General features: G+C 46.2%; 27 protein-coding genes and 3 riboswitches. Of the genes, 6 read left to right on the top strand and 21 right to left on the bottom strand.

The features are described from left to right. Positions 1–75: 75 nt before the first annotated feature. On the bottom strand, positions 76–1,455 hold the full coding sequence (locus AB3351_RS01625) for a sensor histidine kinase (RefSeq protein ID WP_371145370.1): 1,380 nt from the start codon (positions 1,453–1,455) through the stop codon (positions 76–78). Next, positions 1,452–2,129, bottom strand: a complete 678-nt coding sequence (locus AB3351_RS01620) for a response regulator transcription factor (RefSeq protein WP_371145369.1) — start codon at positions 2,127–2,129, stop codon at positions 1,452–1,454. Before AB3351_RS01620 ends, AB3351_RS01625 begins: the two co-directional genes overlap by 4 nt. A gap of 244 nt (positions 2,130–2,373) precedes the next feature. Here AB3351_RS01620 and AB3351_RS01615 point away from each other — a divergent pair, with 244 nt between their 5' ends. Next, positions 2,374–2,865: an STAS domain-containing protein gene (locus AB3351_RS01615; protein WP_371145368.1), complete on the top strand. Its 492-nt coding sequence runs from the start codon at positions 2,374–2,376 to the stop codon at positions 2,863–2,865. Positions 2,866–3,349: 484 nt separating this feature from the next. On the opposite strand, the gene AB3351_RS01610 is transcribed toward AB3351_RS01615, so the two are convergent. The 16 genes from AB3351_RS01610 to AB3351_RS01535 all read right to left on the bottom strand — a co-directional run bounded on the left by AB3351_RS01610 (position 3,350) and on the right by AB3351_RS01535 (position 16,513). Then, on the bottom strand, positions 3,350–3,571 hold the full coding sequence (locus AB3351_RS01610; protein WP_371145367.1) for a DUF3006 domain-containing protein: 222 nt from the start codon (positions 3,569–3,571) through the stop codon (positions 3,350–3,352). Positions 3,572–3,583: 12 nt separating this feature from the next. Next, the gene (locus tag AB3351_RS01605) at positions 3,584–4,414 is read right to left on the bottom strand and encodes a ComEC/Rec2 family competence protein (RefSeq protein ID WP_415708681.1); all 831 of its coding nucleotides are present in this window, start codon (positions 4,412–4,414) and stop codon (positions 3,584–3,586) included. 80 nt (positions 4,415–4,494) lie between these two features. Further along, positions 4,495–5,118 carry a nicotinate-nucleotide adenylyltransferase gene (gene nadD / locus AB3351_RS01600; RefSeq protein WP_371145365.1) on the bottom strand — a complete coding sequence of 208 codons (624 nt, stop codon included), beginning with the start codon at positions 5,116–5,118 and terminating at the stop codon, positions 4,495–4,497. Positions 5,119–5,144: 26 nt separating this feature from the next. Beyond that, positions 5,145–6,608 carry a nicotinate phosphoribosyltransferase gene (locus AB3351_RS01595; protein ID WP_371145364.1) on the bottom strand — a complete coding sequence of 488 codons (1,464 nt, stop codon included), beginning with the start codon at positions 6,606–6,608 and terminating at the stop codon, positions 5,145–5,147. A gap of 36 nt (positions 6,609–6,644) precedes the next feature. Beyond that, positions 6,645–7,193, bottom strand: a complete 549-nt coding sequence (locus tag AB3351_RS01590; RefSeq protein ID WP_371145363.1) for a cysteine hydrolase family protein — start codon at positions 7,191–7,193, stop codon at positions 6,645–6,647. Between the two features lie 91 nt (positions 7,194–7,284). After that, positions 7,285–8,076, bottom strand: coding sequence for an NUDIX domain-containing protein (locus tag AB3351_RS01585; protein WP_371145362.1), 792 nt, complete (start codon positions 8,074–8,076; stop codon positions 7,285–7,287). A 162-nt stretch (positions 8,077–8,238) separates the two neighbouring features. Beyond that, positions 8,239–8,826, bottom strand: coding sequence for a GNAT family N-acetyltransferase (locus tag AB3351_RS01580; protein ID WP_371145361.1), 588 nt, complete (start codon positions 8,824–8,826; stop codon positions 8,239–8,241). Further along, on the bottom strand, positions 8,810–9,019 hold the full coding sequence (locus AB3351_RS01575; RefSeq protein WP_371145360.1) for a hypothetical protein: 210 nt from the start codon (positions 9,017–9,019) through the stop codon (positions 8,810–8,812). The genes AB3351_RS01580 and AB3351_RS01575 overlap by 17 nt, the downstream gene beginning before the upstream one ends. Positions 9,020–9,142: 123 nt before the next feature. Further along, positions 9,143–9,347, bottom strand: a riboswitch (cobalamin riboswitch). A 44-nt stretch (positions 9,348–9,391) separates the two neighbouring features. Further along, the gene (locus AB3351_RS01570; protein ID WP_371145359.1) at positions 9,392–9,766 is read right to left on the bottom strand and encodes a (2Fe-2S) ferredoxin domain-containing protein; all 375 of its coding nucleotides are present in this window, start codon (positions 9,764–9,766) and stop codon (positions 9,392–9,394) included. Positions 9,767–9,919: 153 nt separating this feature from the next. Beyond that, positions 9,920–10,130, bottom strand: a riboswitch (cobalamin riboswitch). Positions 10,131–10,207: 77 nt separating this feature from the next. Next, positions 10,208–10,603 carry an immunity 22 family protein gene (locus AB3351_RS01565; RefSeq protein WP_371145358.1) on the bottom strand — a complete coding sequence of 132 codons (396 nt, stop codon included), beginning with the start codon at positions 10,601–10,603 and terminating at the stop codon, positions 10,208–10,210. Positions 10,604–10,707: 104 nt separating this feature from the next. Further along, complete coding sequence (locus AB3351_RS01560; protein WP_371145357.1) at positions 10,708–12,450, bottom strand: methyl-accepting chemotaxis protein; 1,743 nt, start codon at positions 12,448–12,450, stop codon at positions 10,708–10,710. Positions 12,451–12,645: 195 nt separating this feature from the next. Beyond that, the gene (gene thiW / locus AB3351_RS01555; RefSeq protein WP_371145356.1) at positions 12,646–13,164 is read right to left on the bottom strand and encodes an energy coupling factor transporter S component ThiW; all 519 of its coding nucleotides are present in this window, start codon (positions 13,162–13,164) and stop codon (positions 12,646–12,648) included. 92 nt (positions 13,165–13,256) lie between these two features. Further along, a riboswitch (TPP riboswitch) is annotated at positions 13,257–13,353 on the bottom strand. A gap of 435 nt (positions 13,354–13,788) precedes the next feature. Further along, positions 13,789–14,370, bottom strand: coding sequence for an ATP-dependent Clp endopeptidase proteolytic subunit ClpP (gene clpP / locus AB3351_RS01550; RefSeq protein WP_371145355.1), 582 nt, complete (start codon positions 14,368–14,370; stop codon positions 13,789–13,791). 146 nt (positions 14,371–14,516) lie between these two features. Beyond that, the gene (locus AB3351_RS01545; RefSeq protein ID WP_371145354.1) at positions 14,517–14,933 is read right to left on the bottom strand and encodes a nuclear transport factor 2 family protein; all 417 of its coding nucleotides are present in this window, start codon (positions 14,931–14,933) and stop codon (positions 14,517–14,519) included. Between the two features lie 27 nt (positions 14,934–14,960). Beyond that, on the bottom strand, positions 14,961–15,848 hold the full coding sequence (locus AB3351_RS01540) for a hydroxymethylglutaryl-CoA lyase (protein ID WP_371145353.1): 888 nt from the start codon (positions 15,846–15,848) through the stop codon (positions 14,961–14,963). Continuing rightward, the gene (locus AB3351_RS01535) at positions 15,845–16,513 is read right to left on the bottom strand and encodes a GntR family transcriptional regulator (protein ID WP_371145352.1); all 669 of its coding nucleotides are present in this window, start codon (positions 16,511–16,513) and stop codon (positions 15,845–15,847) included. The genes AB3351_RS01540 and AB3351_RS01535 overlap by 4 nt, the downstream gene beginning before the upstream one ends. Positions 16,514–16,790: 277 nt before the next feature. On the opposite strand from AB3351_RS01535, the gene AB3351_RS01530 reads away from it, so the two are divergent. The 5 genes from AB3351_RS01530 to AB3351_RS01510 all read left to right on the top strand — a co-directional run bounded on the left by AB3351_RS01530 (position 16,791) and on the right by AB3351_RS01510 (position 23,185). Continuing rightward, positions 16,791–17,999 (top strand): CaiB/BaiF CoA transferase family protein, encoded by a 1,209-nt coding sequence (locus tag AB3351_RS01530; RefSeq protein ID WP_371145351.1) that lies wholly within the window; start codon positions 16,791–16,793, stop codon positions 17,997–17,999. Positions 18,000–18,010: 11 nt separating this feature from the next. Beyond that, positions 18,011–18,628 carry an isochorismatase family protein gene (locus AB3351_RS01525; RefSeq protein WP_371145350.1) on the top strand — a complete coding sequence of 206 codons (618 nt, stop codon included), beginning with the start codon at positions 18,011–18,013 and terminating at the stop codon, positions 18,626–18,628. 18 nt (positions 18,629–18,646) lie between these two features. Continuing rightward, entirely contained in the window at positions 18,647–20,695 is a 2,049-nt protein-coding gene (locus tag AB3351_RS01520) for a hydantoinase/oxoprolinase family protein (protein ID WP_371145349.1), read from the top strand. A gap of 2 nt (positions 20,696–20,697) precedes the next feature. Next, positions 20,698–22,470: a hydantoinase B/oxoprolinase family protein gene (locus AB3351_RS01515; protein WP_371145348.1), complete on the top strand. Its 1,773-nt coding sequence runs from the start codon at positions 20,698–20,700 to the stop codon at positions 22,468–22,470. 169 nt (positions 22,471–22,639) lie between these two features. Continuing rightward, a complete protein-coding gene (locus AB3351_RS01510; protein WP_371145347.1) occupies positions 22,640–23,185 on the top strand; it encodes a hemerythrin domain-containing protein in 546 nt (181 codons plus the stop codon). Positions 23,186–23,234: 49 nt separating this feature from the next. On the opposite strand, the gene AB3351_RS01505 is transcribed toward AB3351_RS01510, so the two are convergent. From AB3351_RS01505 to AB3351_RS01495, 3 genes are all read right to left on the bottom strand, one after another. Continuing rightward, positions 23,235–23,552, bottom strand: a complete 318-nt coding sequence (locus AB3351_RS01505) for an MGMT family protein (protein ID WP_371145346.1) — start codon at positions 23,550–23,552, stop codon at positions 23,235–23,237. A gap of 36 nt (positions 23,553–23,588) precedes the next feature. Then, complete coding sequence (locus AB3351_RS01500) at positions 23,589–24,461, bottom strand: LysR family transcriptional regulator (RefSeq protein WP_371145345.1); 873 nt, start codon at positions 24,459–24,461, stop codon at positions 23,589–23,591. 119 nt (positions 24,462–24,580) lie between these two features. After that, positions 24,581–26,659, bottom strand: a complete 2,079-nt coding sequence (locus tag AB3351_RS01495; protein WP_371145344.1) for a catalase — start codon at positions 26,657–26,659, stop codon at positions 24,581–24,583. Between the last annotated feature and the right edge of the window lie 38 nt (positions 26,660–26,697).

The following is a 26,697-nucleotide window of genomic DNA, read 5'->3' as shown; positions in this document are numbered from 1 at the left end:
GCTGTTCATCTCCATTCCTATTTTCTCTACGTTGTTATGATAAGATGCGAAAATGAACGGAATATGAACAATTGATTACAAATGAGGAAATTCAATCGTAAAGGTCGTGCCTTCTTGGCGAATGCTAGCAATTGTAATCTTACCATCGTGCAGCTCAATAATTTTTTTGACGATAGAAAGACCAAGTCCGCTGCCTCCCTCTGTACGACTTCTTGACTTACTCGCTTTATAAAACCGTTCGAAAATATGGGGAAGGTCTTCTTCTTTAATCCCGACCCCTGTATCTGAGATTTCTACATGAATATGCTTGCCGCTATGCAACCGGATCGTCAGCTTTCCATGCGGCTCCATAAACTTAATGCTATTGGTAATCAAATTAGTCCATACCTGCTGTAAAAGATTGTAGTCGGCATAGATAGATACCTCATCCATCTCAAGCTCTACATTAATATGCTTTGCACTCCATTGCCATTCTGTCAGCAGCAGCACTTCACGAATTTGTGCATCAAGCTGATATGTTGTCTTTTTTAATGGCACAGCTCCTTTATCAAGCGAAGCGAGCATAAGCAATTGTTTACTGAGAGCCGATAAACGTGTGCTTTCCTTCTCAATGATCTTCAGATAATATATCCGCTGTTCCTCCGGCAACTCTTCGGATTGCAGCGCCTTAGAAAATCCCTTAATCGACGTTAACGGAGACTGAATCTCATGTGAGACATTGGAGACGAATTCCTGTCGCATGCTCTCAAGCTTCTCCAATGAAGCGGCCATCGCTGAAAAGTCTTTCGCCAGTTCGCCAAACTCATCCCTGCGCGTATAATCCAACGCAATCTTATAGTTCCCTTCACTGATCTTTCTTGTTGCCCCCTTCAACACACGAAGCGGCTTTACAAGAAAGCGGGTAAACACCAAAACAAACATCAGCGTAAATAAAAACGTAAAGGCAACCAGAATACCAAAGATAATATGCACTTCACCAAACTGCTGTTCAATATTCGGCCGTACAAATACAGCATATTTATTTTCGCCAATGCGCAGGGGTAAGCCGACGCTATTTTTAATATCGCTTTTGAAAAATCCCGTAACGAATAAACCGCTTTGATATTGAGAAATTCCGTTGTATTTGTTTCCACCTAAAACATCTTGTATGACGCTTCGGCTAATCTCCTCCTCGCCCAGCCTTGCCCCGTATATTTTTCGTTCATAGCGTTCATCGAATACGTACAGTTGAAAGTTCATGTTGGCGATTTTTTTAAAGTATTCATCCATGGATAGCGTGGAGTTCGTGCCATATAATGAGACAATTTCTTCGCCTATCCGCATGATTTTTTGTTCATTGTATTCCTTCAGGTTCGCCTGATAATACGCATTGGAGATAAAAAAGGCGAGGATACTGCTCATGATCGAAATCAATATGACCATAAATACAATGCGGGTGTATAAACTATGTATCACACCTTCACCTCTAACTTATACCCGAGCCCCCGGATGGTTGTAATACTGAATGCGTCGGTTCTAGGATAGAACTTTTCCCGCAAACGCTTAATATGAACATCAATCGTTCGCGCATCACCTTCGAAATCTGCACCCCATACGGCATCAAGCAATTGATCGCGTGTAAATAGCTGATTGGGGTAGCTAGCCAATGTAGAAAGAAGCTGAAATTCCTTCAGCGGCAGAACCAGTATTTCTTCTCCGATATGTACCTCATATGTATTCTGGTTAATTACTACCTCGTGAATCGTAAGAACCTTAGCCGATACGACTTTATACCTTCGCAGCAGCGCCTTCACACGAAACAGCAGTTCTTCAACTTCAAAAGGTTTTACCATATAGTCATCCGTTCCCGACAGGAACCCTTTGACTTTATCTTCCGTCTCTCCCTTAGCTGTTAGCATTAGGATCGGGATATCAAGAAGATCGCGGATCTCTCGGCAAATAGCAAACCCATCCTTATGTGGAAGCATGACATCAATAATGGCAAGCGTAACCGTTTGCTGCATGATAATAGCTGACGCCTCGCTCCCATCCTCAGCTTCCACTACATGATACCCCTCTTTATTTAAATAAAAGCGAAGCAGCTCACGTATGTGTTTATCATCATCAATAACCAGGATCACAGGCAGCATGCATCTCTTCCTTTCTATAATTCGATATAAAAATACATTCCATTTCTATTGTAAACGATGCAGCTCCTGTTATATGCAGCCGATGTGTCCCAATGTATAAAACAAAAATACAATGACTCACCTACAATAAGAACCTTGTTAAAAAGGCCCCCTTAGTAGTACATTTATAAAGAAAGAGACAAGGAAGAATGAATCGTACACTTTGCTACACACCAAAAATAAAAATGTGAGGATACTACGGGATATGAGTACAAATGAAAATGATGTACTGAGAGAAGAGATTATTCAACTTAGGAATGAACTCGAAGAGTATAAACAGATGATCGAGCATATATCTGTTCCTATCATTCCTTCGATTATTCCTGAGACGAATCTTGTGCCAATCACGGGTAAGCTAACAGCCCAACGGCTTGAGATGATCATTTCGACAATCATAGAAAGCCCCTATAATAAGAACGTCACGACGATCGTTGTTGATTTTACGGGTGTTACAACAGAACATATACAGGGCTTAGATCTGGGTATCTTCGGATCTTATATTCAGAAGCTGACAAGTACATTACGCCTGATGGGGATTCAAACTTTATTTACAGGATTTTCTCCTGCCATTGCGCGCGAACTTATACATTTAGAAGAAACGGTGTACCAGAAGCTGAAAACATTTTTAAATTTTTCATATGCACTTACGTATTTAATGAAGCAGAAAAAGCTATCGCTTCAAAAGAGTAAAGACTAACGCATTTCAATGATACGAAGCATTAGGTGCTGTGGATCGCTTTCTTAGCTTTATATTTAGTTCTCTCCTGAACATAAATGTGGTATTGTTGGCATTTGGTGTCCTCTGATGCTCCCGTCACGATAGAATAATCCTTATGAGAGCTGGTCTTTACCAAAAAGGACACATTTTTCGATTTCAACTTGCTTTGAATTTTTGTATATTCCTCTCGATTGAACGCTATATAGATCAAGCACGTATAATATTTAGCTTTAAGCGAAGATAAGAAGGGCAGAATACCAATTAGCAAGAAATTTATAGCAACAATGATTAAAATGATTGAATCATTCATCTCCATCTAACCACTTCCTTTTTTTACAATTTTATACTTCAAATAAAAGGAAAAAGTTGCGCTAATTTACATGTATAATCAAAAAATTTATCCTATCCACAAAACAACCGACCCAAAATAAGGTCGGTTGTTTATGTACGACTCATTCAATTTCTAGTCTTCCCATAACTCATTCATCAGTCTTTGCACAGCTTTCCTTCGCTCATCTGTGGTTTTTTCATCAATCATATACTTTCCATCTGTTAGCACAAGTACATCGCCAGGCTTGGCGTCTTTGGGAAGCAGGGTTCTAGGCACATCCCGACTCTCGCCCTCTATCTCAAGTACCGCTATGTTTTCTTCAAAACGATCCAGAATGATTTTCTTATGCCTCATCACTCTACCTCCCTACCGCTCGGTTGTAAAAGATATCGTCTTCCCGTCACTCATAGCTGTAATGGTGCCTTTTTGATCCGTTCGAAGCGTTGTTATCTTCTCCGCTTTTAACCGATTCGTAATTTCTGGATGCGGATGGCCATAGCTGTTCTTTCCGACACTGATGATCGCATAGGTTGGCTGTACGGCTTTTATAAACACCGCACTTGTTGACGTCCTTGCGCCATGATGTCCTACTTTTATTACATCTGCCTGTATTGGCTGTTTCGTCGCCACCATGTTCTTTTCCGCCTTGATTTCCGCATCACCCGTAAAAAGGAAGGATGTCGTACCATACGTTAGATGAAGAACCGCACTCCAATCATTCAAATCCGTACTTGCATATTCTTTTACCGGTCCAACAAAAGCTGCCGTCACATCTTGTAGCGGGAGGATGACGCCTGCTTTCGCTGATGTAATTCTCACTCCCTCCGCTTTTACCGCCTGGAGAAAATCCATATACGTCTCTGTCGTATGGGCTACTTTTGGCGCGTACACCGCTTTAACAGGAAAAGCCTTCAGCACATCATCAAGGCCTCCTACATGATCGGAGTCCGGATGTGTACTAATGAGCATCTCAATATCTTCAACACCGTAGCTTTTGAGGGCATTAACGACACGCTTTCCTGCCGCATTTTTGCCGCCGTCAATGAGAATATCCTCTCCCGCTGGAGTTTTGATATAGATGCTATCTCCTTGACCAATATCAAGGTAATGTACCTCCAATTCTCCCGCCGTATGTGACGTGTTTGTTTGGTGTGATGGAGCAACCTCTCCATTCGGAACACAGCCAAGCGGCACCATACATACGAGTATGAGCAGGAGTAAGCCGGGCATCTGTCTGTTCATGTTGTTCCCCCCATCCTTTTCCACCACTCATTATATTACATACGGGTGGAGGGACCATACAGATTGTGCTCAATAATGTATTGATAACAAGCATCGGGAAGCAGGAACTCCGGATCGCCGCCAAAGCTGAATTCTTCACGTATATAGGTCGAGCTAATCTCCATCTGGAGACCTTTGTGAAGCAGATCAAACGTATCCATCTCGTGGTTTCGCAGCATCGGATCTTTGGCGATAATTTCAAGCATATTGAAGCCCTCTCTGGCCATCACAATAAATTTATTTTCCTTGATTAGCTCCTCGCCTTTTGTCCAGGAAGAGATACTCGCCAGATTGTCTGCACCCATGATGAAAAACAACTCATCTTCCGGATGCTTCTTCTTGAAGTGCTCCATCGTATAATACGTGTATTGCTCCCATCCCTCCGCTTGTACTTCCACATCCGACACCTCAAACAAAGGATGGCCCTGTACAGCGAGGTGAAGCATAGCCAGCCGATGCTTCCCGGAGGTTAGCTGCCGGTCTTTGTCCTCTCGTTCATCACTTGAAGGAACGAAGAAAATTTTATCGAGCTTGCGTCTTGTTGCTACTGTTTTTGCCGTCCACAAGTGAGCATAGGTCACCGGATCGAATGCAGAACCGTAGATGCCATAACGAGCCATAGTATCGCTCTCCTTTTTTCACGTTTTTATTGTATTCCTTTTACCCTTGCTTGAATTTTTTCGATCGCATGCATCTTGTTATCCCAACATGCCTGGCTTAAATCAACCGGATATTCCTGAGGATGCATCATACGTGTATATTCTTCCCATAAATACGTGAGATTGTGCTGTGCAAATGCCTTTACTTGATGGATCGTCGGCTTATCATATACAAGCTGACCATCGCGGTAAATATCTGTGTGCAGCTCTCTTGCTTCAAAGTTTGTTACTACCTTGCCGATATGCGGATAATCGGGATGGAACATATGAAGCTTCGGTTCTTTCTGTGGAGATTCATTCTCCAATGCAATGTAATCGCCTTCCGCATGATGATTAATCGAGTTAATGATCCGATACAGCCGCTTCATTCCAGGCGTCGTAATTTTATTTGGATTGGAAGAGATTTTTATCGTATCTATCATATGTCCGTTTTCATCTTCAATGGCCGCCAGCTTATATACAGCACCAAGCGCCGGCTGATCATAGGCTGTGATGACTTTGGTTCCAATTCCCCACGCGTCAATTTTTGCCCCCTGCATTTTCAATGCGGCTATCGTATGCTCATCGAGATCATTGGAAGCGATAATCTTCGTGTTTACAAATCCGGCAGCATCCAGCATGATCCTTGCTTCTTTTGATAGACGGGCAAGATCTCCGCTATCTAGGCGAATGGCCGTAAAATTTATTTTTTCTCCCAGTTCCTTCGCTACTCTAATGGCCGTTGGAATACCGGACTTCAATGTATCATACGTATCTACCAAGAAAGTGCAGTCTTTGTGACGGCGAGCGTATTTATGAAAGGCGATATATTCATCCCTATACGCCTGCACCAGAGCATGGGCATGTGTACCGGAGACAGGAATGCCGAACTTCTTCCCTGCCCGCACATTGCTTGTCGCATCAAATCCGCCTATATAAGCGGCTCTTGTACCCCAGATGGCTGCGTCAAATTCATGGGCGCGCCGTGTCCCGAATTCCATCAGTCGATCTTCTCCGGCCACTTGCTTGATACGGGACGCTTTGGTGGCAATGAGGGTCTGATAGTTTACGATATTGAGCAGCGCAGTCTCAATTAATTGTGCTTCTGCAAGGGGCGCTTCAATACGTAGAATCGGCTCATTATGGAATACAATTTCTCCCTCACGCATTGCCCGAATCGTACCTGTAAAGCGAATCGTTTGTAAGTACGAAAGAAAATCTTCGCCATACCCGGCCTCTTCACGAAGATATGCAAGATCGCTTTCCGTAAAACAAAATGCTTCCATATACTCAATAATTCGTTCAAGTCCCGCAAATACACCATACCCGTTTCCAAATGGCAGCTTTCGAAAGTACAATTCAAACACGGCTTTTCGATTATGCATACCATCCTCCCAATACGTCTCTGTCATATTTATCTGATACAAATCGGTATGCAATGCCAGACTGTCATCAGTGTATCGCTTCTCCATTCGTAATCCCTCCCATGATGAATGTGAATGTCTTCTCTACAGGCTGCAAATCGTTGCACCAAGACAATGCTTCATATGTTGCAGCGCCCAATTATGCCCGACCTGATTAAAGCTTGCGACAGCATCCTCATGAACCGTAATGCGAAATCCCTTATTATAGGCATCTACAGCAGCATGCAAAACACAAATATCCGTACAGACGCCTACAAGATGTATCTCTTGAATCTGTCTTGCGCGCAGTTGAATTTCCAGATTGGTTCCGACAAAAGAGCTGTACCTTGTTTTATCCATATACATCACATTCCCCCTATCCTGATAGGTCGTGTATATATTTTGAAGTCGACCATATAACGCGCGTCCGCTCGTGCCTTCAATATTATGGGGAGGAAACAAAGTCGTCTCAGGATGATAAGGATCATGCGCCTGGTGTTTATCTACCGCAAACACAACATAATCTCCCTGCACAATTGCTTCTTCGGTGATGGTAGCAAGACGATTCTCAATCGCTGCACCCGGTTGGCCAACAGGCAAAGCCCCATCAATAAAATCCCTCGTGTAGTCAATGACAAGCAATGCTCTTTTCATTTTTCACATCTCCTTTTAAATTATCAATTATCAAATTGTTAATTATTAAGTATAAAAAAGGGTGATGGATTTATCTCCACCCTTTACAATATTACCGCCAGATCGACGGCGTTATCCATACATCAACAAAACGATACAACTGTGTTGGCCTCTTCGCCCTGCCTGTCGGTGTAGTAACCTTTGGCTTGTTATGCTCATCAAGCGCTTCTGTGATAAACGGTAATGATGGCGCTTTTCTGAAAAAAGCCGACTTTACGCTAATCACAGGGTCATCAATGACCGCAAGCAATACGGTCCGTAGTTCTTCTAACTTAAACTCCTCAGGCAAAAAATTCTTCGCTACGGTCGTTGTCAGCATATCTGATTTGACAACTTTCACCGCATCCTCAATGATTGCCCGATGATCAAAAGCCAACTGTATATTGCCAACCTCCGCTAAGTCGAACAACGCTACCTCCGCTGCATCATCTGCCGCTCTCCGCCTCGCCAAAGCCTCCTCTGATACAATCGCATAATGTGCATTGGAAATAATCCAGCCGCGCGGATCGCGTCCCCATGCATCATATACACCATAATGCTGGATATGAATATTCTCGACGCCTGTTTCCTCTCTCAGTTCCCGTTTAGCTGCTTCGTATGCCGTCTCCGGCGGTACAATAAAGCCCCCAGGCAGCGCCCATTTGCCACCTTCAATGTTCGGTTCACCTTCGGCATCAAGTGCAGCCCGTTTAATAAGCAATATTTTTACGGTACGCTTCATTTCATCTTTCTCATCAGAAACGATAGTGAATACAGCGATGTCACTCGTATAGCCATCCGGCGTACGATATTGTTTTGGGTCATAATTCGCCAATGCTTCTGCTTCGTCTTTGTATCTAGCCATTAGGATGACTCCTCCTCAACCACTTCAGGCAGTATCCCTGAGTAGAGTGTAAGGCTTCACTCAATCAAATTAAATTAACAATTTGTTATTTGTTAATAATATATGATATACGATGGAACTTTGCAACCCTTTTTATAAAAAAATCGCTATATCTCCTTTTGTTCACCATATCCGCGGCTGTAAGGTATAGAAGAATTGCTGCATTTGCTCAGATGAGACACTTTTTCCGATACGTGCCATCGCAAAATTAGCAGAATGCGCCTGTATATCAGGATCATCCGTATAGACCTCTTCCATCCCTGCTGATACGAGCAACCGCTTTAGCATACGCTTGTATTCATAGACATCTAATGTGCCGTGTTGTAAATCCCAGTGCCAGTAGTATTCAAAAGCAAGAACAATACATTGTTCAATATTTATCTCACTTTGAAAAAGCTTCTGTAGAATAGCAGAGGCAATATGGCGAGAGCGATAGGGAGGGGCTACTTCCAACGCTCCCATCATGCGGACATATGGAAGGGAAGCCCAGCGTTCTTCAGGCTCCGGCAGTAGAAGTGTAGCATATCCTACAATCGTGTCATGATGAACAGCAATACAAATGCGTGTTTGTTCTTGTGAGAGTATTGTTTGCAGACGAGCATGCTGTTCATCCGCCTTGCCAAAGCATGATAAGCCCGCATGCAGAGGATACGGCAATGATTGTTCCATAGATAAAGAAAGCAGCGTAACTCCTTCATTCTTTACCTGCATGCGTACCACCTCTTTCCTTTTCGCACTCAATCGGATACAAATAGTATGGCGGTAAATCATCCACAATGTGGTATTCTCCCAACTGGTGATTCTCCCACAGCACAATAAGAAAAAGTTCATGCGTGCCAAGGACTTGTCCTCTCATTCCGTCAAAGCGTTCCACGCGCATTCCTTCTATAAATAATTCATGCATCTTCATATCCTCCTTTTGTATACAAAAAAGCATCTCTTCCTAAAAGAAAAGATGCTCAAATAAGATCGTTATACGTTCAGACACCCACCGATCTCTTGAACACCTTCCCATCCTCGTGGTTTTACAGTGCTGTTCTTCATGGCAGGTCTCCTGGCTTACGAATCCTTGCTCCTCTCTACCTTCCCATTCCATCGTCATGGAACAGTGGTTTTGCATAAGAGTTGCTCCTCGTTTACAGTGGCGGGACCGCACCGGACTTGCACCGGTTTCCCTATTACGCATGCAAAGTAATGAATTACACACATGCACCATAAAGCAAAACTATGAAATTATAAACAAGCCAACCGATGCGTTACCCGGTGAATGCATCCCTTAGGATGGTTGTTTCTTTGTTCCGCCTATCTCAGCTTGCTGAGCCGGGAGAAACTCTCCCTTTTGATACGTATAGGTGATGTTGTGAGCATCATATGCCGCTTCCCCGCTAACAATCCGATTGATTAGTTGTTTTCCCGTCTCTGCCGTCATATCCTGATACCATATTCCTTCTGGATATTGAATCACGACACAAGCATCCGCACATCTGCCATTGCAGCGTGTACGTGTAGTGTGAATGAGGTCATCTGCAGCCAGATTAGCGATCTGCTCCCGTATCCCCTGCGTCACCTCTTCTCCTCCGCGCTTCATGCAGCTCCCTCCGTTGCATAGTAGAAGATGATGCCTCACCCCATGCAAATTTCGTGTAGCCATGTGTTTCACCTCTTGCAGCTAATATTTTTCATACAAAAAAGGCATCGTTCTCCATAGGAAAAAGATGCCCTTGTTACCGCATTCGCAAAAAGCTTAATGGAGTATCCCATTAACCATACGCAGCGCAGCACATCTCTCATCCTCGTGAGCTTGTTGTGTCATCATCTCAAGGCAGGTCTCCTGGCTTAGAATCATAAAGCCGCTGCTTCCTTCCCGCTTCGCTTACCATGAAGCAGTGGATATAACTTGCAGACAGCTCTCCTCATTACAGTGGCGGGACCGCGCCGGATTCACACCGGCTTCCCTCTTATGCTGCTATGAATCAATCATTGTGATTAGCAGCACCTTGAAATACATATGTACTTGTTACACAAATTATAACAATAGGTATACAAGAAAGCTATGATTTTATCATCTCTATGATCTTATAAGAGAGGAGGCCTATACTTCTTCAAAAGGGACCGCGCCTATATAGCGCAGCTTCACTCCATCGAGCACAGCTTCGACCACTCCACCGTTATACACATAATCATAGAGCAGCACCATCGTATTCGCCTCAAATGGCAGCGTCTCTCCTATACGCGTAAGCAGTGCGGGAAGAATGCTTTCCCAATAGGAATGCCCTTCAAGAAGCTCTGTAAGCGAAGAGGAAAGAGGACGGAACGAAACCTCTACAAAGTCCTCGTCAATATAGGTATCTTCCATGTTATACACCTGTACAAACGCAGGCGCTATCGCATCACCATCTTCATCATATGTGTACTCCATCAAGGTCTGTGCCTTCTCTTCATCCTCCGATCTACCAATCCAGATCGACACGATTGATTTCTCTTCCACTACTCTCTTCCTTTCTCTATCGATTGACCATAACAGGGTCGATCAGCTTGAATCCTATCCATATTTTCATTGTAGCAGCCACACTCTTTCAGCGGTAGACTGCATCATACATGCTGCTCGATCCGAAACATTCGCAATTCGGCATGCAGTTGATGAGATAACCTGCCTGTCTCCGCAACGCTAGCCGCCATCTCCTCCACTGTAGCTAATTGCTGTTCCGCCGCTGCCGATACTTGCTCTGAAGCGCTGGAGGCCTCTTCGATAATCGAAGAGATTTCTTCGAGCGCATGAAACACCTGCTGTGTATGAGCATTGACATGATCAAGAATAATCTGCATGCTTGCAGAGTCCTCCTGCGTGTGCTTTACTCGCTCTACAATCGATACAAGCGCTATCCCACCCCGTTCTATCATTTCCATCTGCTGTTCGAATGCATCTTCGCTTTGCTTTATGATCGTCATTGTCTCCAGCGTCTCTGATTGAATAGACTGAATTAACCCTGTAATCTTGCCGGCGGCTTGATTTGTTTCCTCCGCTAGCTTTCGCACTTCATCTGCTACAACAGCAAATCCGCGACCGTGCTCACCGGCACGCGCGGCTTCGATGGCTGCATTAAGAGCAAGCAGATTGGTTTGTGCAGAGATTTCGGTAATGACTGTAATAATCGTACTGATTTCCTTCGATCGTACGCCAAGGTTTTGCATGGTTTCCGCTGCTTTTTTTACAGTAGACATACTATAGGCCAAGTAATCAATCGCCTCATCCATCGCTCTTTTGCCTTCATCCGAGATTTGGACGGCTGCCCCCGTATTGTCTAGGTTACGATCCGCCTGCGCCTTAGCTTCGTGCACATGGTTTGTCATATTCTGCATCATCTGCAGAATATGCTGGGTCTGTTCTGCCTGACGCACACTGCCTGCGGCGACTTCCTGCATCGTCGTTGCCACCTGATGCGATGCCTGCTCCGTCTGTCCTGTAGCATGCGCTAGTTGTTCCGAGGAAGCCGCTACATGATCCACCGTATGCTGCACCTGCCGAATGAAGTGTGAGAGACGCGTCTCCATAATCTGAAACGAATGAGCAAGCTGCCCCACTTCATCTTTTCTGTTCGCGGATATCGCAAGTTCTGCTTCTACAGTGGATGTCAAATCACCGTTTGCAATTTTTTCCGCTGTTTTGCTAATCAAATGCAGAGGACGTAAACTTCTCTGAACGACATACATAAACAGCAGAATGGAAAACGCTAAAAGCAATAGGCTAGAAAGTATAAAAGTTGGAATATTAGAAGCCAGGATGTCTTGTGTAAGGGAGGCAACGAATGGTGCATGCAGATCGACGCCAAGCACACCGATGATGGCACCGTTTTCATCTTTAATCGGTGCAAAGGCTGAAAAATAATCGCCATACTTCTCATCGTGAATGAGGCCGCTATACGCAGTACGGCCTTGCAGAGCAGGTGCTACATCCTCAAAAGCCGTAGCCGTAACAGCTTCACCAATGGGCGAAGCCGTTTTCGAATGTTTCGGCTGTCCGTCCACCATGATATGCAGCGCATCTCCATCAACTGTAAGTGTATAAACATAGAGAGCACCAAGCTTTTCGCGTACGTCGTTTAGTGTATTGCGAATCGTCCAATATGCTTCATTTTCTTCAGGATGAGCGAGCAGTTTTTTGTACGTATTTATATCTACATAGGCGACCGTATTGGTAGCGGTCTGTGCACTATATGCCGAAATACCTTGTTCTACGGCCCGACTCACACTCCAATAGGAGAAAAAAGCACTGATGCCGACAACCAGAAGAACAAGCAGAGCAGCCGAAAGAGAGATTCGCATTCGTAGGCTCATATTTTCACCATTCCTTTCGTATCATTTCACCCGTGATTAGGTGAACAATTATACCCAATGCAACTTTATTGCCAAATGCTGTATGACAGAAGGTAAGCAGTTTGTTACCTATCACGTATGCAAGGTCGCATAAACGTATGTTTTTACGCATAAAAAAACAACCCAGAACGCAGTCCAGGCTGTTGTGTTCTCTTCTTACTTTTGGATGGAGGAAGATGGGCGAATCTCTTCCTGACGGAGCGCTCTTCTCAGTGTCGGCACAAGCAGTAAACTCAGTATTGCCCCTGCTAGACTGCTGATGAAAAACGGAGGAATAAATGCGAATGCGCCCGCACTTTTTCCAAGAAAAATCGAGGCAAGCGGTACCGATATGAAGGCACCGATGATCCCTGTGCCTACCACCTCACCCACAGCTCCCATAGAGGCTCTGCGCGTCCACCTGTACAAAAAACCTGCAAACAGAGCACCAACCATACTTCCCGGAAACGCAAGTATAGTACCGATGCCCAAAAGATTGCGGAGCAGCGCGATCATAAACGCAATCATTACAGCCGGCCCAGGGCCAAGTGTGACCGCAGCGATCACATTGACCGCATGCTGTACGGGATATGCTTTGGCTACGCCGGCCGGAAACCAAAGAAAGCTTGAGCCGACAATTCCGATGGCGACCAAAAGCGCCATCATCGTAAGACGTCGTGTTGAGTTTGTGTGCATACACATTCCACCTTATGTTATATTGCAGTTCTGGTTGTGCTTATTATAAAACAAAAAACCACCCGAAGCGGGTGGTTTGCAGCCATAACGAAAGCATCCTCACGCCACTTTCCTACGCTGCGATTACGCAGATCAGGTTCAAAGGGTCGAAATATTTCTCTCAGCCATTCGGCTCCCCTAGTGGTTACTTGTATCCAATTGCCTTTATGGTACTCTTAATTCTTATATAATGCAATACGCCTGTTTATTATCCATATATTGAAAAAAACAAATTGCATACGTCCGCATGTTCCCTCAAAACAAAGGGGACGCATGCTGGACGCATCCATCTTTTCTATCCATCGATGGATACCAAAGGTGTGGATGGCTCCAAGAGGAAAAGAGCACCACAACCGGACACAAACAAGGCCTTTCGTCTCCCTTCCCGAGCGGTTGCCCTAGCCAGGCGAAAGAGAACAGCAACAGTCTCCCTTCTTGCATCTGCCCAGATGTTTTGCTGTTCCGACTGGCTCGGCAACAAGCGGCCCTCGATGTTTCTGTGTGGGAGACGAACCGACGTCCGTTTGGGGCAGGGTGTGGTGACGATTTACCCTGAATCATCAACACCCTTGATAATACAATACGCTATAGTTTTTCAATGATCTTATCAACTAACCCGTATTTTTTTGCTTCCTCCGCCAGCATAAAATTATCCCGGTCCGTATCCTTTTCCACCTTTTCATACGGCTGTCCCGTACGATCGGCTAAGATCTTATTGAATATGCTTCGTATTTTAATGATTCGCTCTGCATGAATCATCATATCACTGGCCTGCCCCTTCGTTCCTCCCCAGGGCTGATGGATCATAATTTCCGAATTTGGCAGCGCCAACCGCTTTCCAGGCGCTCCGGCCACGAGCAGAATCGCACCCATGGAAGCCGCCATCCCGACACATATGGTTGATACATCCGGTTTAATAAACTGCATCGTATCATAGATGGCCATACCCGCTGTCGTCGATCCACCGGGACAATTAATATATAGATGAATGTCTTTTTTCGAATCTTCCGCTGTGAGGAAGAGAAGCTGAGCCACAATTGAATTCGCTACCTGATCATCAATCGCGCTGCCCAAAAAGATAATCCGATCCTTAAGCAGCCGCGAATAAATATCATACGATCGCTCTCCGCGACTCGTCTGTTCAATTACCACCGGAATTGTCGTCACATATATCACTCCTTTGCATAGTTATACTGTAAACGACGAACACCAACAAAAAGATACGGCAGGCCCGATGATTTCTTACAAAAATAAAAGCCCAAGGCAGGGAATTGATCTCCCTTGCCTCAGGCCTTTATTTAGGAATATACCATTTATCCAAGCACATTTTGACCGTCGCTCATGTATACATACACTTCTTTAAATTTCCCGTTCTCAAAATAGAAGAAATTGCAGTTTGTAAGAAAGATCTCCTCTCCGCCCTCTGTAGAGATGAGTTCTACATTAAACTGGGCAGAGCAACGGCTATTTCCAACGTCTACAACATGTCGAAAATCTTTGTGCACCATCTTCGGCTGATAGTTTTGAAACAGCTCCACGTACATCGCACGAATCTCGGTATCTCGTCCCTGATGTACAGAATGAGCAGACTGAATGGTAAACACGGCGTCTTCATTGAAGCACTCCAATATTCCTTCCAGATTCCTCGCATCTACATTTGCAAAATATTTGTTTTCCACCATATCGACATAGAATGCATACGTGTCAGTTGTACGAGCGGCATCTTCCATGTGGGTCCTCCTTCATTATAGTGGGTTTCACATTTTGACCGTACCTGTCTTCATCAACATTCCATCCAGACGACGCCCTATCTTCTCCTCCATCCAGCAAGCTGTCTCGATTAGTTTTTCCACCTCCATCCCCGTTTCCTCTCCCATCTCTCTGAACATATTCACCATATCCTCTGTACAAACATTCCCCACTGCCTTCGGAGCAAACGGGCAGCCGCCAAGACCAGCAAGCGAGGAATCAAAAATGCGGACACCTGCCTGATAACCAGCAAACACATTGGCAAGACCTAATCCTCTCGTATTATGAAAATGAAGACCAAGCTCTACATCAGGAAAACGCTTTGTAAAGGCACGCACCCATGCCTGAACCTGCAAGGGATGAGCCATTCCGGTCGTATCCGCTAACGTAATACCTTCACAGCCCGCTTCAAGGAATTGATCGGCAATGGCAAGGACATTCTCAATCGATACCTCACCTTCAAATGGACAGCCAAATGCAGTGCCTAATACCCCGATGCAAGGTTTGCCCGCCGCGCTTGCTTCCCGAATCACAGCACTCAATTCAGCCGCCGACTCAGCAGCGCTGCGGCGTGCGTTGCGCTGGTTAAACGCATCACTTACAGCCATCACAATATGAAGCATATCAATATTCGTGCGACTGGCCCTCTCTAACCCCGAACGGCTCAATACCAATCCGGCATAGACCACGTCACTATACTGCGGAGCATACCGCAGCACTTCTTCTGCGTCCGCCATCTGCGGCACGACCTTCGGATTCACAAACGAAACCGCCTCGATTTTTTGGCAGCCAGCCTCGATTAACCGACCGATCATCTCTACCTTCACTTCCGTAGTAAGAAGCTGCGCTTCATTCTGCAATCCATCGCGCGGTCCAACTTCACAAATATGAATCACAAGCAATCCTCCTTCTCTTCGTCCCCACCTTCTTCAATAATGTGACGCAGTACATGATCGCGACCTCTATAGATATGCTCGGACATCGCTGACTTGGAACGTTCCGGGTCCCTTTGTTCAATCGCTTCAAGAATCGTCTGATGCATACCCTGCGATTGCTCAATTTCTTCTTTGTTATACCAGTAAAACGAACGGAACACCAACGGAAGCACAAACACTTTTGAGAGCAGAAACTCCATATACTCGTTTTTTGAAGCAAGCAACACCCCCTCATGAAATTTATTGTTCAGGCGAACTACTTCCTTGAGATTAATAGGATGATGTTCATCCAACCTCTCAATTGCCTGTCCATACGCTTCATGTATGTGCCACAGCCTCTTGATGTCTTCGGTAGTATGATTGATGGCCGCTTGAGTAGCTGTATATCCTTCAAGCAAGGCACGCAAGTCATAAATTTGGCGGATGCTTTCTCTAGAGAAGGTTTTAACCGAAACACCCCGCTTCAAGGATACGATCAATCCTTCTGTTTCCAACCGCTTGAGCGCTTCGCGAATAGGGGTACGGCTTATGTGCAGTTCCGCCGCCAATGCTTCTTCCGTAAGGCGCTGGCCCGGCGCATAGTCGCCTTCAATAATGGCACTTCGAATAAAATCGTATGCATTCATCTCTCTATCTCCTTTTTCGTTATTGTATACAAACATTTATAAAGTTGCAACTATTCTTATTATTTTTGTCAAAATAGAATTTTTACATCTTGAAATTATACAAAATCAGCTTATTTCTTCTTTTTTTCTGCATTCATCCCCTATTTTTCTCTATTTTTTTCTTATTATCTTTCATTTTTTATATTTTTTATAATTTTTTAAATTTTTTGTTGAATCTTTGTATACAAAGATGTTACGATCCCCCTAACAACAACTTTTCTACTTTGGAGGGATGAAAATGATAGAAGCACAGGAGGGTCTTCCGTTTTCCGGACTAAGAGTACTGGAGCTGGGCACCCTGCTGGCGGGTCCTTTTACTGGCAGATTATTAGCCGACTTCGGTGCCGAAGTCATTAAGATCGAAGCACCTGATCGAGAAGATCCGATGCGTGCATGGGGCAAGCAAAAAGATGGCCAGGGGTTGTGGTGGCCGATCCAATCACGCAACAAGAAATCGGTAACCCTCAATCTTCGAGAAGAGGAAGGACAGCAGATTTTTAGAGACCTCGCCAAAGAAGCAGACATTATCATCGAGAATTTCCGTCCCGGCACAATGGAGAAGTGGAACCTTTCCTATGAACAACTAGCAGATCTTAATCCGCGCCTTATTATGGTTCGTACCTCTGGCTTTGGCCAAACAGGTCCCTATGCCAAGCGTGCCGGCTTTGGCAGCGTAGGAGAAGCGATGGGAGGACTGCGGTATGTCACCGGATTTCCTGATCGTCCTCCGACACGAAGCGGGATTAGCATCGGAGATACATTGGCCGCATTGTTTGCAACGATTGGCTGTCTGACGGCTCTTCATGAACGCAATCGCTCCGGCAAGGGGCAAATTGTTGATACAGCGATTTACGAAGCGGTCTTCGCAGTCATGGAAAGCATTGTCCCTGATTATCTGCTCACCGATTATGTGCGTGAGCGCATGGGCAATGTACTGCCTGGTGTCGTTCCCTCTAACATCTATCTGGCTAAAGACGGTGTATATGTCCTAATCGCCGCCAACGCCGATACCGTGTTTCGCCGCTTGTGCCAGGCCATGGGACAGCCGACGCTGGCCGATGATGCGAAGTATGCAACCCACCATGCCCGTGGCGCAAACATCGATGAATTGGAAGGCCTTATCTCTGACTGGGCTAAGACGATGGATTCAAAGGCATGCTTGCATACGCTCGAAGAGCACGGCGTTCCGTCTGGATTAATCTACAGCGTCAAAGAAATTCTTGCAGATGAACAATATAAAGCGCGCGAGATGATTCTATCCGTGGAACACCCTACACTCGGAGAATTCCCCATGCCCGGCATTGTACCTAAGCTCAGCCGTACTCCGGGTGCTGTGCGAGAGGCTGGGGCAGAACGGATGGGCAAGCATAATGAAGAAGTATATACGAAGCTTTTGCACTACACTTCTGAGCAGCTGCACTCACTGAAGGAGAGAAACATTATTTAGGAGGGACTGCGGTGCACGAAACATTTGCAGGGTTTGGTCATGCTTCAGGCTTTGGAACCCGGCCATGTGTCATTGTAGTAGACTTCATTACAGGCTTTACTGATCCCCGCTGCGAGCTCGGGTCTGATTACACCCGAGAACTTGCAGCTACTCTTCGCTTGCTAGAAGCAGCCAGACAAAACAATGTTCTGGTCGTATTCACCACCGTCGTCTACGAAGCCCATTTGCGTGACGGCGGCCACTTTATCAAAAAAGTCCCTGCATTAAAAGCTCTTACTGAGGGAAGCGCATGGAGTACGATCGATCCTTCACTGAAAAGAGACGAGATGAACGAGCCATTGATTACAAAAAAGTTTGCCAGCTCGTTTTTTGGTACCCACCTTCATTCGCTATTAACATCTGAGGGGGTAGATACGACGCTCATTACCGGGTGTACAACATCAGGGTGCGTTCGTGCCACCGTGGTCGATGCTCTGCAATATGGCTATCGCGTCGTGGTGCCAAAAGAATGCGTCGGCGACCGTTCTCCCTCTGCCCATCAGGCTAACCTATATGACATCCGAACAAAATATGGCGACGTCGTCAACCTGGATACTGCTGTTCAGTATTTGCATACCATCCATTCTTAAAAACGGAGGTTAGAATTTATGTATCGGATTGCGATTGATGTTGGAGGAACATTTACGGACATTGTGCTTCAGAATGAACAAACCGGTGACCTCTATGTAACAAAGGTGCCTTCTACCCCGTCGGATCAATCGATCGGTCTCATGGCAGGAATTGAAAAAATTTGTGCAGAAGCCGACGTGGATACATCGCAAATTCGAACGATCATGCACGGCACTACGGTCGCAACAAATGCGGTATTGGAGGGCAAGGGTGCCAAAGTGGGATTAATTACAACCGCCGGTTTCGAGCAAATTCTGCATGTGGCACGCTCCTGGACACCTGCTCCCATCAGCGCCTGGATCGGATTTATCAAGCCCGAACCGCTGGCTGATTTAGCGTATACACGCGGAGCTGTGGAACGCACGACCGCTGCTGGAGAAATTCTGCAAGAGCTTGACGAAGGAGCCGTGCGCACCCAAATCGAAGAACTGTATGCACAAGGCATCGAAAGCTTAACCATCAGCCTAATCAACTCCTATGCTAATCCTGCGCATGAACAGCGCATTAAAGAGATTGCGCAGCGTATCAATCCCGACATCCCTGTCTCCATCTCCCACGATATTCTACCCGAATTCCGCGAATACGAACGAGCACTCACCACGGTGATGAATGCTTATGTACGGCCTCCTATGCAGCGATACCTGAACAATATTGAACATAAGCTGCAGGAGAAAAGCATGAAAAGCCGGGTCAGTATTGTCCGGTCGGACGGCGGTTTAATGAGCATTCCAGCAGCCGCAGCCCAGCCTGTCCATACCATGCTGTCCGGCCCATCCGGCGGAGTAACCGCTTCGGCAATGATTGGGGTACAGACGGGACACCGCAATGTTATTTCATTTGATATGGGCGGCACTTCCACCGATGTATCGCTAACATATAATGGTACACCGCGCGTCTCACGCGAAACCAAAGTTGGTACCTTTCCCGTAAAAGCGCCGTCACTTGAAGTCGTAACCGTAGGTGCAGGCGGCGGTTCCATCGCCCACGTCCCACCATCCGGTGCACTGCGGGTTGGACCGCAAAGCGCCGGAGCTGAGCCGGGTCCGGCCTGCTACGATTTTGGAGGAGAAGCGCCGACAGTGACCGATGCAAATGTGGTCTTAGGTTATCTGCCGCCTTCACTTATCGGTGGAGAAATGATACTTAACGCCGATGCCTCTATGCAAGCCATCAGCCAGGTAGCAGATAGCCTGGGGCTTGATCCGTATCGGGCCGCTAAAGGTATTTATGATATCGTGAACGAGAATATGTACGGGGCTATACGCGTTGTCTCTGTGGAGAAGGGCTATGATCCGCGTCAGTTCGCTCTTCTCGCTCTTGGCGGAGCCGGTCCGCTGCATGCCAACGCACTCGGGAAGCTATCCGGTTCCTTTCCGATTATGATTCCACCTACGCCCGGTGTATTATCTGCGCTTGGTTTTCTGCAATCCGACGTACGTAATGAGTATTCCAAAACCTTCATTCGAACGTTTAGTGAGTTAGATACCAATACATTAATCGCGCAGCTCGTACGGCTTGGTGATGAAGCGGAAGAGTGGCTCGAACAAGAAGGCGTTCCTGTTGATCAACGCAGCATTATGTATGAGGTCGATGTGCGCTACTTCCGTCAAGGCTACGAAATTCCGATCCGCGTCAATCTGCATGACGTAACCGCTCAAGGTCTTAATGTGCTGCGGGAAACATTCGATGATATTCACGAGAAGACGTATGGCTTTAAGATGGATGTTGAAATGGAAGCGGTTAACCTGCGAGCCGTAGCAGTCGGAAGTGTATCCTCTCCGAATATGCCGCAGAGCGAGCCCGGATCAGAAGATGCTTCACATGCTATTGTCGATGCAGGTCATCGCGCGTACTTTGATGGTGAATTCATACCTACACCGCTCTATAACCGCGCTGCGCTTCTGCCCAACAATAAAATCCACGGCCCTGCTATTGTCATGCAAAAAGACAGCACGACCCTTATTCTTCCTGGATATATAGCAGAAGTGGACCGGCATATGAATCTCTTACTTCGCGAGGAGGTATAATCATGGCGATCAAAACAAAGTTTGATTCGATTACGGTGGATATTATCGAGAATGCCTTGAAAAATATTAAGGAAGAAATGGATGTCACGCTCTTCCGCTCCGCTATGTCTCCTGTCATTCGTGAACAGCACGACTGCTTCCCTATGATTACTGATCCTGAAGGCAAAATGGTAGTAGGGAATTTCGGTTCCCACGTACCCGAGGTAGTAGCACACTTCCCGGAGGGCATTCACGAAGGTGACGTCATTTTCCTCAGCGATCCATATAGCTGCGGCGGCTCAATCTCCCATATTAATGACTGGATGGTAATCGTTCCGATCTTTCATCAGGATGTGTTAGTTGGCTACTCCTCCATGTTTGGTCATGTTATGGATGTAGGCGGACCTATTCCATCAAGCATGCCTGTTACAGCGGACACTATTTTTGCCGAGGGCGTACGCTATCCTCCTGTAAAGCTCTTTGAAGGAGGAACGCTAAACAAAGCCATTATTTCTATTATTAAAGCGAACACCCGCACCCCCGTCGAAAATTACAGTGACCTTATGGGTATCGTTGCCTCCTGCCGAACAGCAGAGAAGCGTGTAAAAGAATTATGTGAACGCTTTGGTGTTGAAGTATATCTTGGGGCGCTTGACTCGCTTCTTGTACGCACACATAAGATGATGGAACACCTCATTTTGAACTTCCTTCCCGAAAAGCCTGTCTCCTTTGAGGATTATATTGATGATGATGGGTTAGGCAACGGTCCATTCAAAATGAAATTAACCATCTGGCGGGAGGGAAATCAAGCTTACTTTGACTGGACAGGTACTGATCCGCAGGCTCCGGGTCCGATCAACTACTACCTAAGCGAGAACATGTTCAGGATGTTCATCGGCGCATTTCTTATCTCCGTCTTTGACCCGGCAATCATGTTTAATGACGGTTTTTACGATCTTTTGCATATTACGACACCGGACAAATGTCTGCTCAAGCCGGAAGCACCAGCCGCACTTGGCTGCCGCACCCACGTACTCAGCCGTCTGTTTGACGTACTAAGCGGCGCTCTTTCCATCAATGCACCGCAAAACAGTCCAGCAGCAGGCTACGGCACGAGCCCTTACTTTATTTATTCGGGACGCGATGACAGCGGTCGTCCGTTCCACCTCATGGAGGTCATGTACGGCGGACTCCCCGGACGCCCTATCGGTGACGGATTGGACGGTCATTCCTGGTGGCCCGCATTCGTCAACATTCCAACCGAATATTTAGAGACATATTATCCGCTCCGTGTCGAATACTACCGGACCGGCATGGACTCAGGAGGAGCGGGACTGCATCGGGGTGGAAACTGTAACGAAAAGCTGTATACATTCCTCTCGTCAGGCATCGTTTCCATCCATGATGACCGGGCAAAAATTCAGCCTTGGGGCATTAATGGCGGGGAGCCCGGCTCTTCTTCCTATAAAGTTTTGCGGAAGAAAAATGGCGGGGAAATACATCTCGAATCCAAAATCGATAACGTACAGGTGGAGAAGGGCGATCAACTACTGTTCGTTACCGGGGGAAGCGGCGGCTGGGGTGATCCGCTGGACCGCACAATAGAAAACGTACGTTTGGATGTGCTGCGCAGCCTCGTCAGCATAGACAAAGCCGCTAATTCCTATGGCGTTATTATTGATGAGAACACGATGGAAATTGACCATACAAAAACGAAAGCGCAGCGGGCAAGCCTTCGTGCCTCTCGCCCTGCTCTGCAGGCGTTTCACTTTGGCAGCCGTAGCATTCAACCCTAGAGAAACATGCTTCTATTACATGAATCGAGGAAACGATTGAACCCAATCGCTTCCTCGATTTTACTATTATAGACCCCTCTCGCTTCCATGTGATGATCATCACATCGCAGCTCTCCAAAAATTTGTATGATAAAGATATGAAACCGTACAAATATAAGGAGGAACCCCCGTGTTTTCAGAAACTACACCCCTACCGTCTGCTTGCCACCCAACAGCATCCCATCCTGTTTCTTTCTGCCCCGCCATTCAACAGTTGCTTGATGAGCATCGCTTGCTGCGGCAGAAAATACGCGATTTGATCGAGGATGCCGGTACACTCTTCAACAGCAAAAAGCCGAAGCAGCACCCTGATACGCTGCGAGCACTGCTTGCGCTCTTCATGGGCGAACAAACCTTCAAGCTGCAGCTTGATATACATGCTGAAAAGGAAGAGCGAGGACTGTTCACTGCGCTGAAGGAAGAGGTCGGAACGGATTTCGGTCCTGTACATGTAATGGAATTTGAGCATGAGGAAGCGAAGCGCCAGCTTGCCCGATTCGAAGAACTGGCTTCTTCTCCCGAATCCGATCCGAAGAAAGCGGCGATCTACCTCATGGATGCCTGTCAGGTGCTGCTGCTTCACTTTAATAAAGAAGAAAATGTGCTGTTTCCTTTTGCGGAGAACACGCTCACAATCGAGCGCAAGCAGCAGTTATTTTGTTCATTTCATGCATAAGTCCAAAAAGCAAGGCACAGCTCACTATGAACTGTACCTTGCTTTTTATTTATTCTCCTTCACTAGGATGGAACTGATAACGTCTTAGACTTATACGTTGATCCTTACTGAACTCAATCCCTTCATTTTGAAGAGACAATGCTTGGATTCGATATGATTCTGGATCTGTAAAACCAATTTCCCCTTTTGCATTTACCACCCGATGCCACGGCAGATTATACTTTGCACTCATAGAGTGAAGAATGCGGACCACCTGCCTAGCCCCCCTCGGACTCCCTGCCTCCTGCGCAATTTGACCGTATGTCATGATTCTCCCATGCGGGATGCTTGCGATAATTTTGATGACTCTCTTTGTGAATTCCTCCATAGCCCACTCTCTTTCAATTGATCGTTACGCCAAACTTTATATCGCGTTTTGCCCATGAAGCTCCTCCATAAACTGTATGAATGCTCGGACTACATTCGTATCAAGAGATTCCTTATGATAGAGCATCCATGTTTTCCGCAGAACAGGCTGTCCTTTTTTAATCATAATATCAATGGTATGTATATCTTCTGCATCTTCAAGCATCAGACGCGGCATAATCGCATACCCCAGTCCATGTCTGACCATTTCCTTGCAGGTTTCCACTTGATCCACTTCCATCACAATTGATGGCGGCTCCGTATAGTTCTCCATCCACCAATGATCCATAATCGTTTTAAATCCATACTCTGTTTTATAATCAATTCGGGGCAGCTGCGGAAGAGCATTCTTATCAATCGGATGTCTCGATGCAATGCACAGCATATCCGTAAATAATAGAAGCTTCTCACCTGACCACTTGTACTCGCCCCGGACAAATCCAACATGCACCTCATGATTTGCAACCAGAGCACCCATCTCACGGCTCCAGCCCGTATTCACTTTAAACTCTACACGGGGATATTGATCTTGAAAAAGCTTTAACAGCCTCGGCAGCTTATACCTTGTAAAATAATTGGATACACCCAGTCGCAGGGTACCTGCCACATCATTTTCCATTGCCCTAACCGCCTCGGCGATTTCGCGCAGCTTCTGCGTCATATCGTTTGCACACCTTGCCAAGTATTCTCCCTGGGGTGTAAAGTGAACCCCTCTTCTGCCTCGCTTCACAATTTGCAGAGCAAACTCTTCTTCTATTTGCCGCAATTGCTTCGTTAACGACGGCTGTGACATGAATAATCGCTGCGCTGCTTTCGTAATATTCTTCTCCTCATATAAAACCTTTAAAATAACCCAATCTCGATCCTCCATATACAAGCCTCCACACCACTACGATATTGCACCTACATTATACTATAGAAACAGCGAAAAGCCTGAAATTCAGCCAAAGTAGCTGCATTTCAGGCTTTTCTATCGAGCTAGTAAAATACCTATACCGCTCTCGCCCAATGACGATGCTGCGTAATCGCCTCAATCAACTTCTCATGGAAGGAACCTGCCTCCTGCCCTGCTCCTATTACTACTCCAGGCTCCTGGGCTGTAGGCTCGATGCCTGCGGCGGCAAGCAGTTCCACCCCTTCATTAGAAGCGCCTATCGCCTTATAATGACCGAAGGCTTCGTCGATGAATTTCACCGCTTCTTTCTGCCCTTTTAATATCTTAACACTTTGCTGTCCCCCAGCTACATACACAGCGTCAAACAAGACAGAATCACTCGTTAGAAACGTGTGGGTTACTTCAAGCTGCTGACCGCTCGTACCCGTGATTGTACCTAAATGATTGCTGATGATCTCTGCGGTTACTCCAACCTTTTGCAGCGCCTCCATAACCTGTGCTACATCCGCATCATTAAAGCCATTCTCAGCCAAAAGAGCAACCTTTCTTGTTTGCGGAACCTTCACCGTATTCTCTTGGCTTAAAGCCGGAGAAGAGGCAGTCACTCCCGTTCCTTGTGCTCCCGCCGGCGCTTTGGCTCCGACACCAATAGCGATTTGCTCTGCCAGATAAGGATCTACATTGCTGAACATGTCTACTACCTGCTGCTGTACATCCTTATTTTTCACTTTTCCTACCTCAAAGCGGAAGGCTTTGATGATGTGCTGCTTTTCTACTTCCGTCATGCTATTCCAGAACAGCGTCGCCTGTGAGTAATGGTCCTTAAAACTCTCACTCCGTTGACGAATTTTCCGACCTTCCACCTTCTCCTGGTAATGGACATAACCGCCCTCTTCTTCTGATGCAGGCTCTGGATAATTTCCCTGCAGCGAATTCTTATGATAGGCGACAGGCCCGCGATTAATCGTCATGCGATGGTAGCCATCATACTGATTATTATGGAACGGACATACAGGTCTATTAATCGGAAGCTCATGATGGTTTGGGCCACCCAGACGAATCAGTTGGGTGTCCGTGTAAGAGAAGAGCCGTCCCTGCAGCAGCGGGTCGTTGGTAAAATCAATTCCCGGTACAACATTCCCCGGATGGAACGCCACCTGCTCCGTCTCCGCAAACACATTATCTTGATTGCGGTTTAACGTCATTTTTCCGATGATTTTAACCGGCACCAATTCTTCTGGCCACAGTTTTGTCGGGTCTAGAATATCAAAGTCAAATTTGAATTCATCCTCTTCTTCAATCATCTGAACACCAAGCTCATATTCCGGATAATTCCCCATTTCAATCGCTTCCCAAAGATCGCGACGATGGAAATCAGGGTCCTTTCCGGCCAATTTTTGTGCCTCATCCCACACAAGAGAATGGACGCCAAGAACTGGTTTCCAGTGGAATTTGACGAACCGCGCTCTGCCCTGCGCATTGACGAGACGGAAAGTATGAACGCCGAATCCCTCCATCATCCGATAGCTTCGCGGGATCGCCCGATCAGACATCGCCCACATAATCATATGAGCGGTCTCTGTATTATTGGCAACGAAGTCCCAGAATGTATCGTGGGCTGTAGATGCTTGCGGCATTTCATTATGCGGCTCTGGCTTAAAGGAGTGTACCAAATCTGGAAACTTAATCGCATCTTGAATGAAGAAGATCGGAATATTGTTTCCCACTAAATCATAGTTGCCTTCTTCCGTGTAGAACTTGGTCGCAAATCCCCTCACATCCCGCACCGTATCACCGGAACCTCGAGAACCTGCCACGGTAGAAAAACGAACGAATACCGGCGTCTTCACAGACGGGTCCTGTAAGAATTTCGCTCGGGTGTACTCCGCCATTGATTCATACACCTCGAAATACCCGTGGGCTCCGTATCCTCTGGCGTGCACCACGCGCTCAGGAATCCGCTCATGGTCAAAATGAGTCATCTTCTCCCGAAAATGGAAGTCCTCCATCAATGTAGGTCCGCGCTCGCCCGCTTTTAGGGAATGTTCCGTATCAGATACACGTACACCTTGATTTGTTGTAAGCTTTTTTCCGTTATTGTCTACGCGGTACTCCTCTAGCTGCTCATCCTTGCTGTGTTCATTAATAGGCTTTGGCTGTTGGTCTTTATTCATGTTTTATTCCTCCGCTCTGTTAAAGGTAGTAGACTCGC

The sequence above is a fragment of the Aneurinibacillus sp. REN35 genome (assembly GCF_041379945.2).
In the GTDB taxonomy this organism is placed as follows: domain Bacteria; phylum Bacillota; class Bacilli; order Aneurinibacillales; family Aneurinibacillaceae; genus Aneurinibacillus.
The sequence above is the reverse complement of the archived record's forward strand: the minus strand, read 5'-3'. Positions and strand labels throughout refer to the sequence as shown.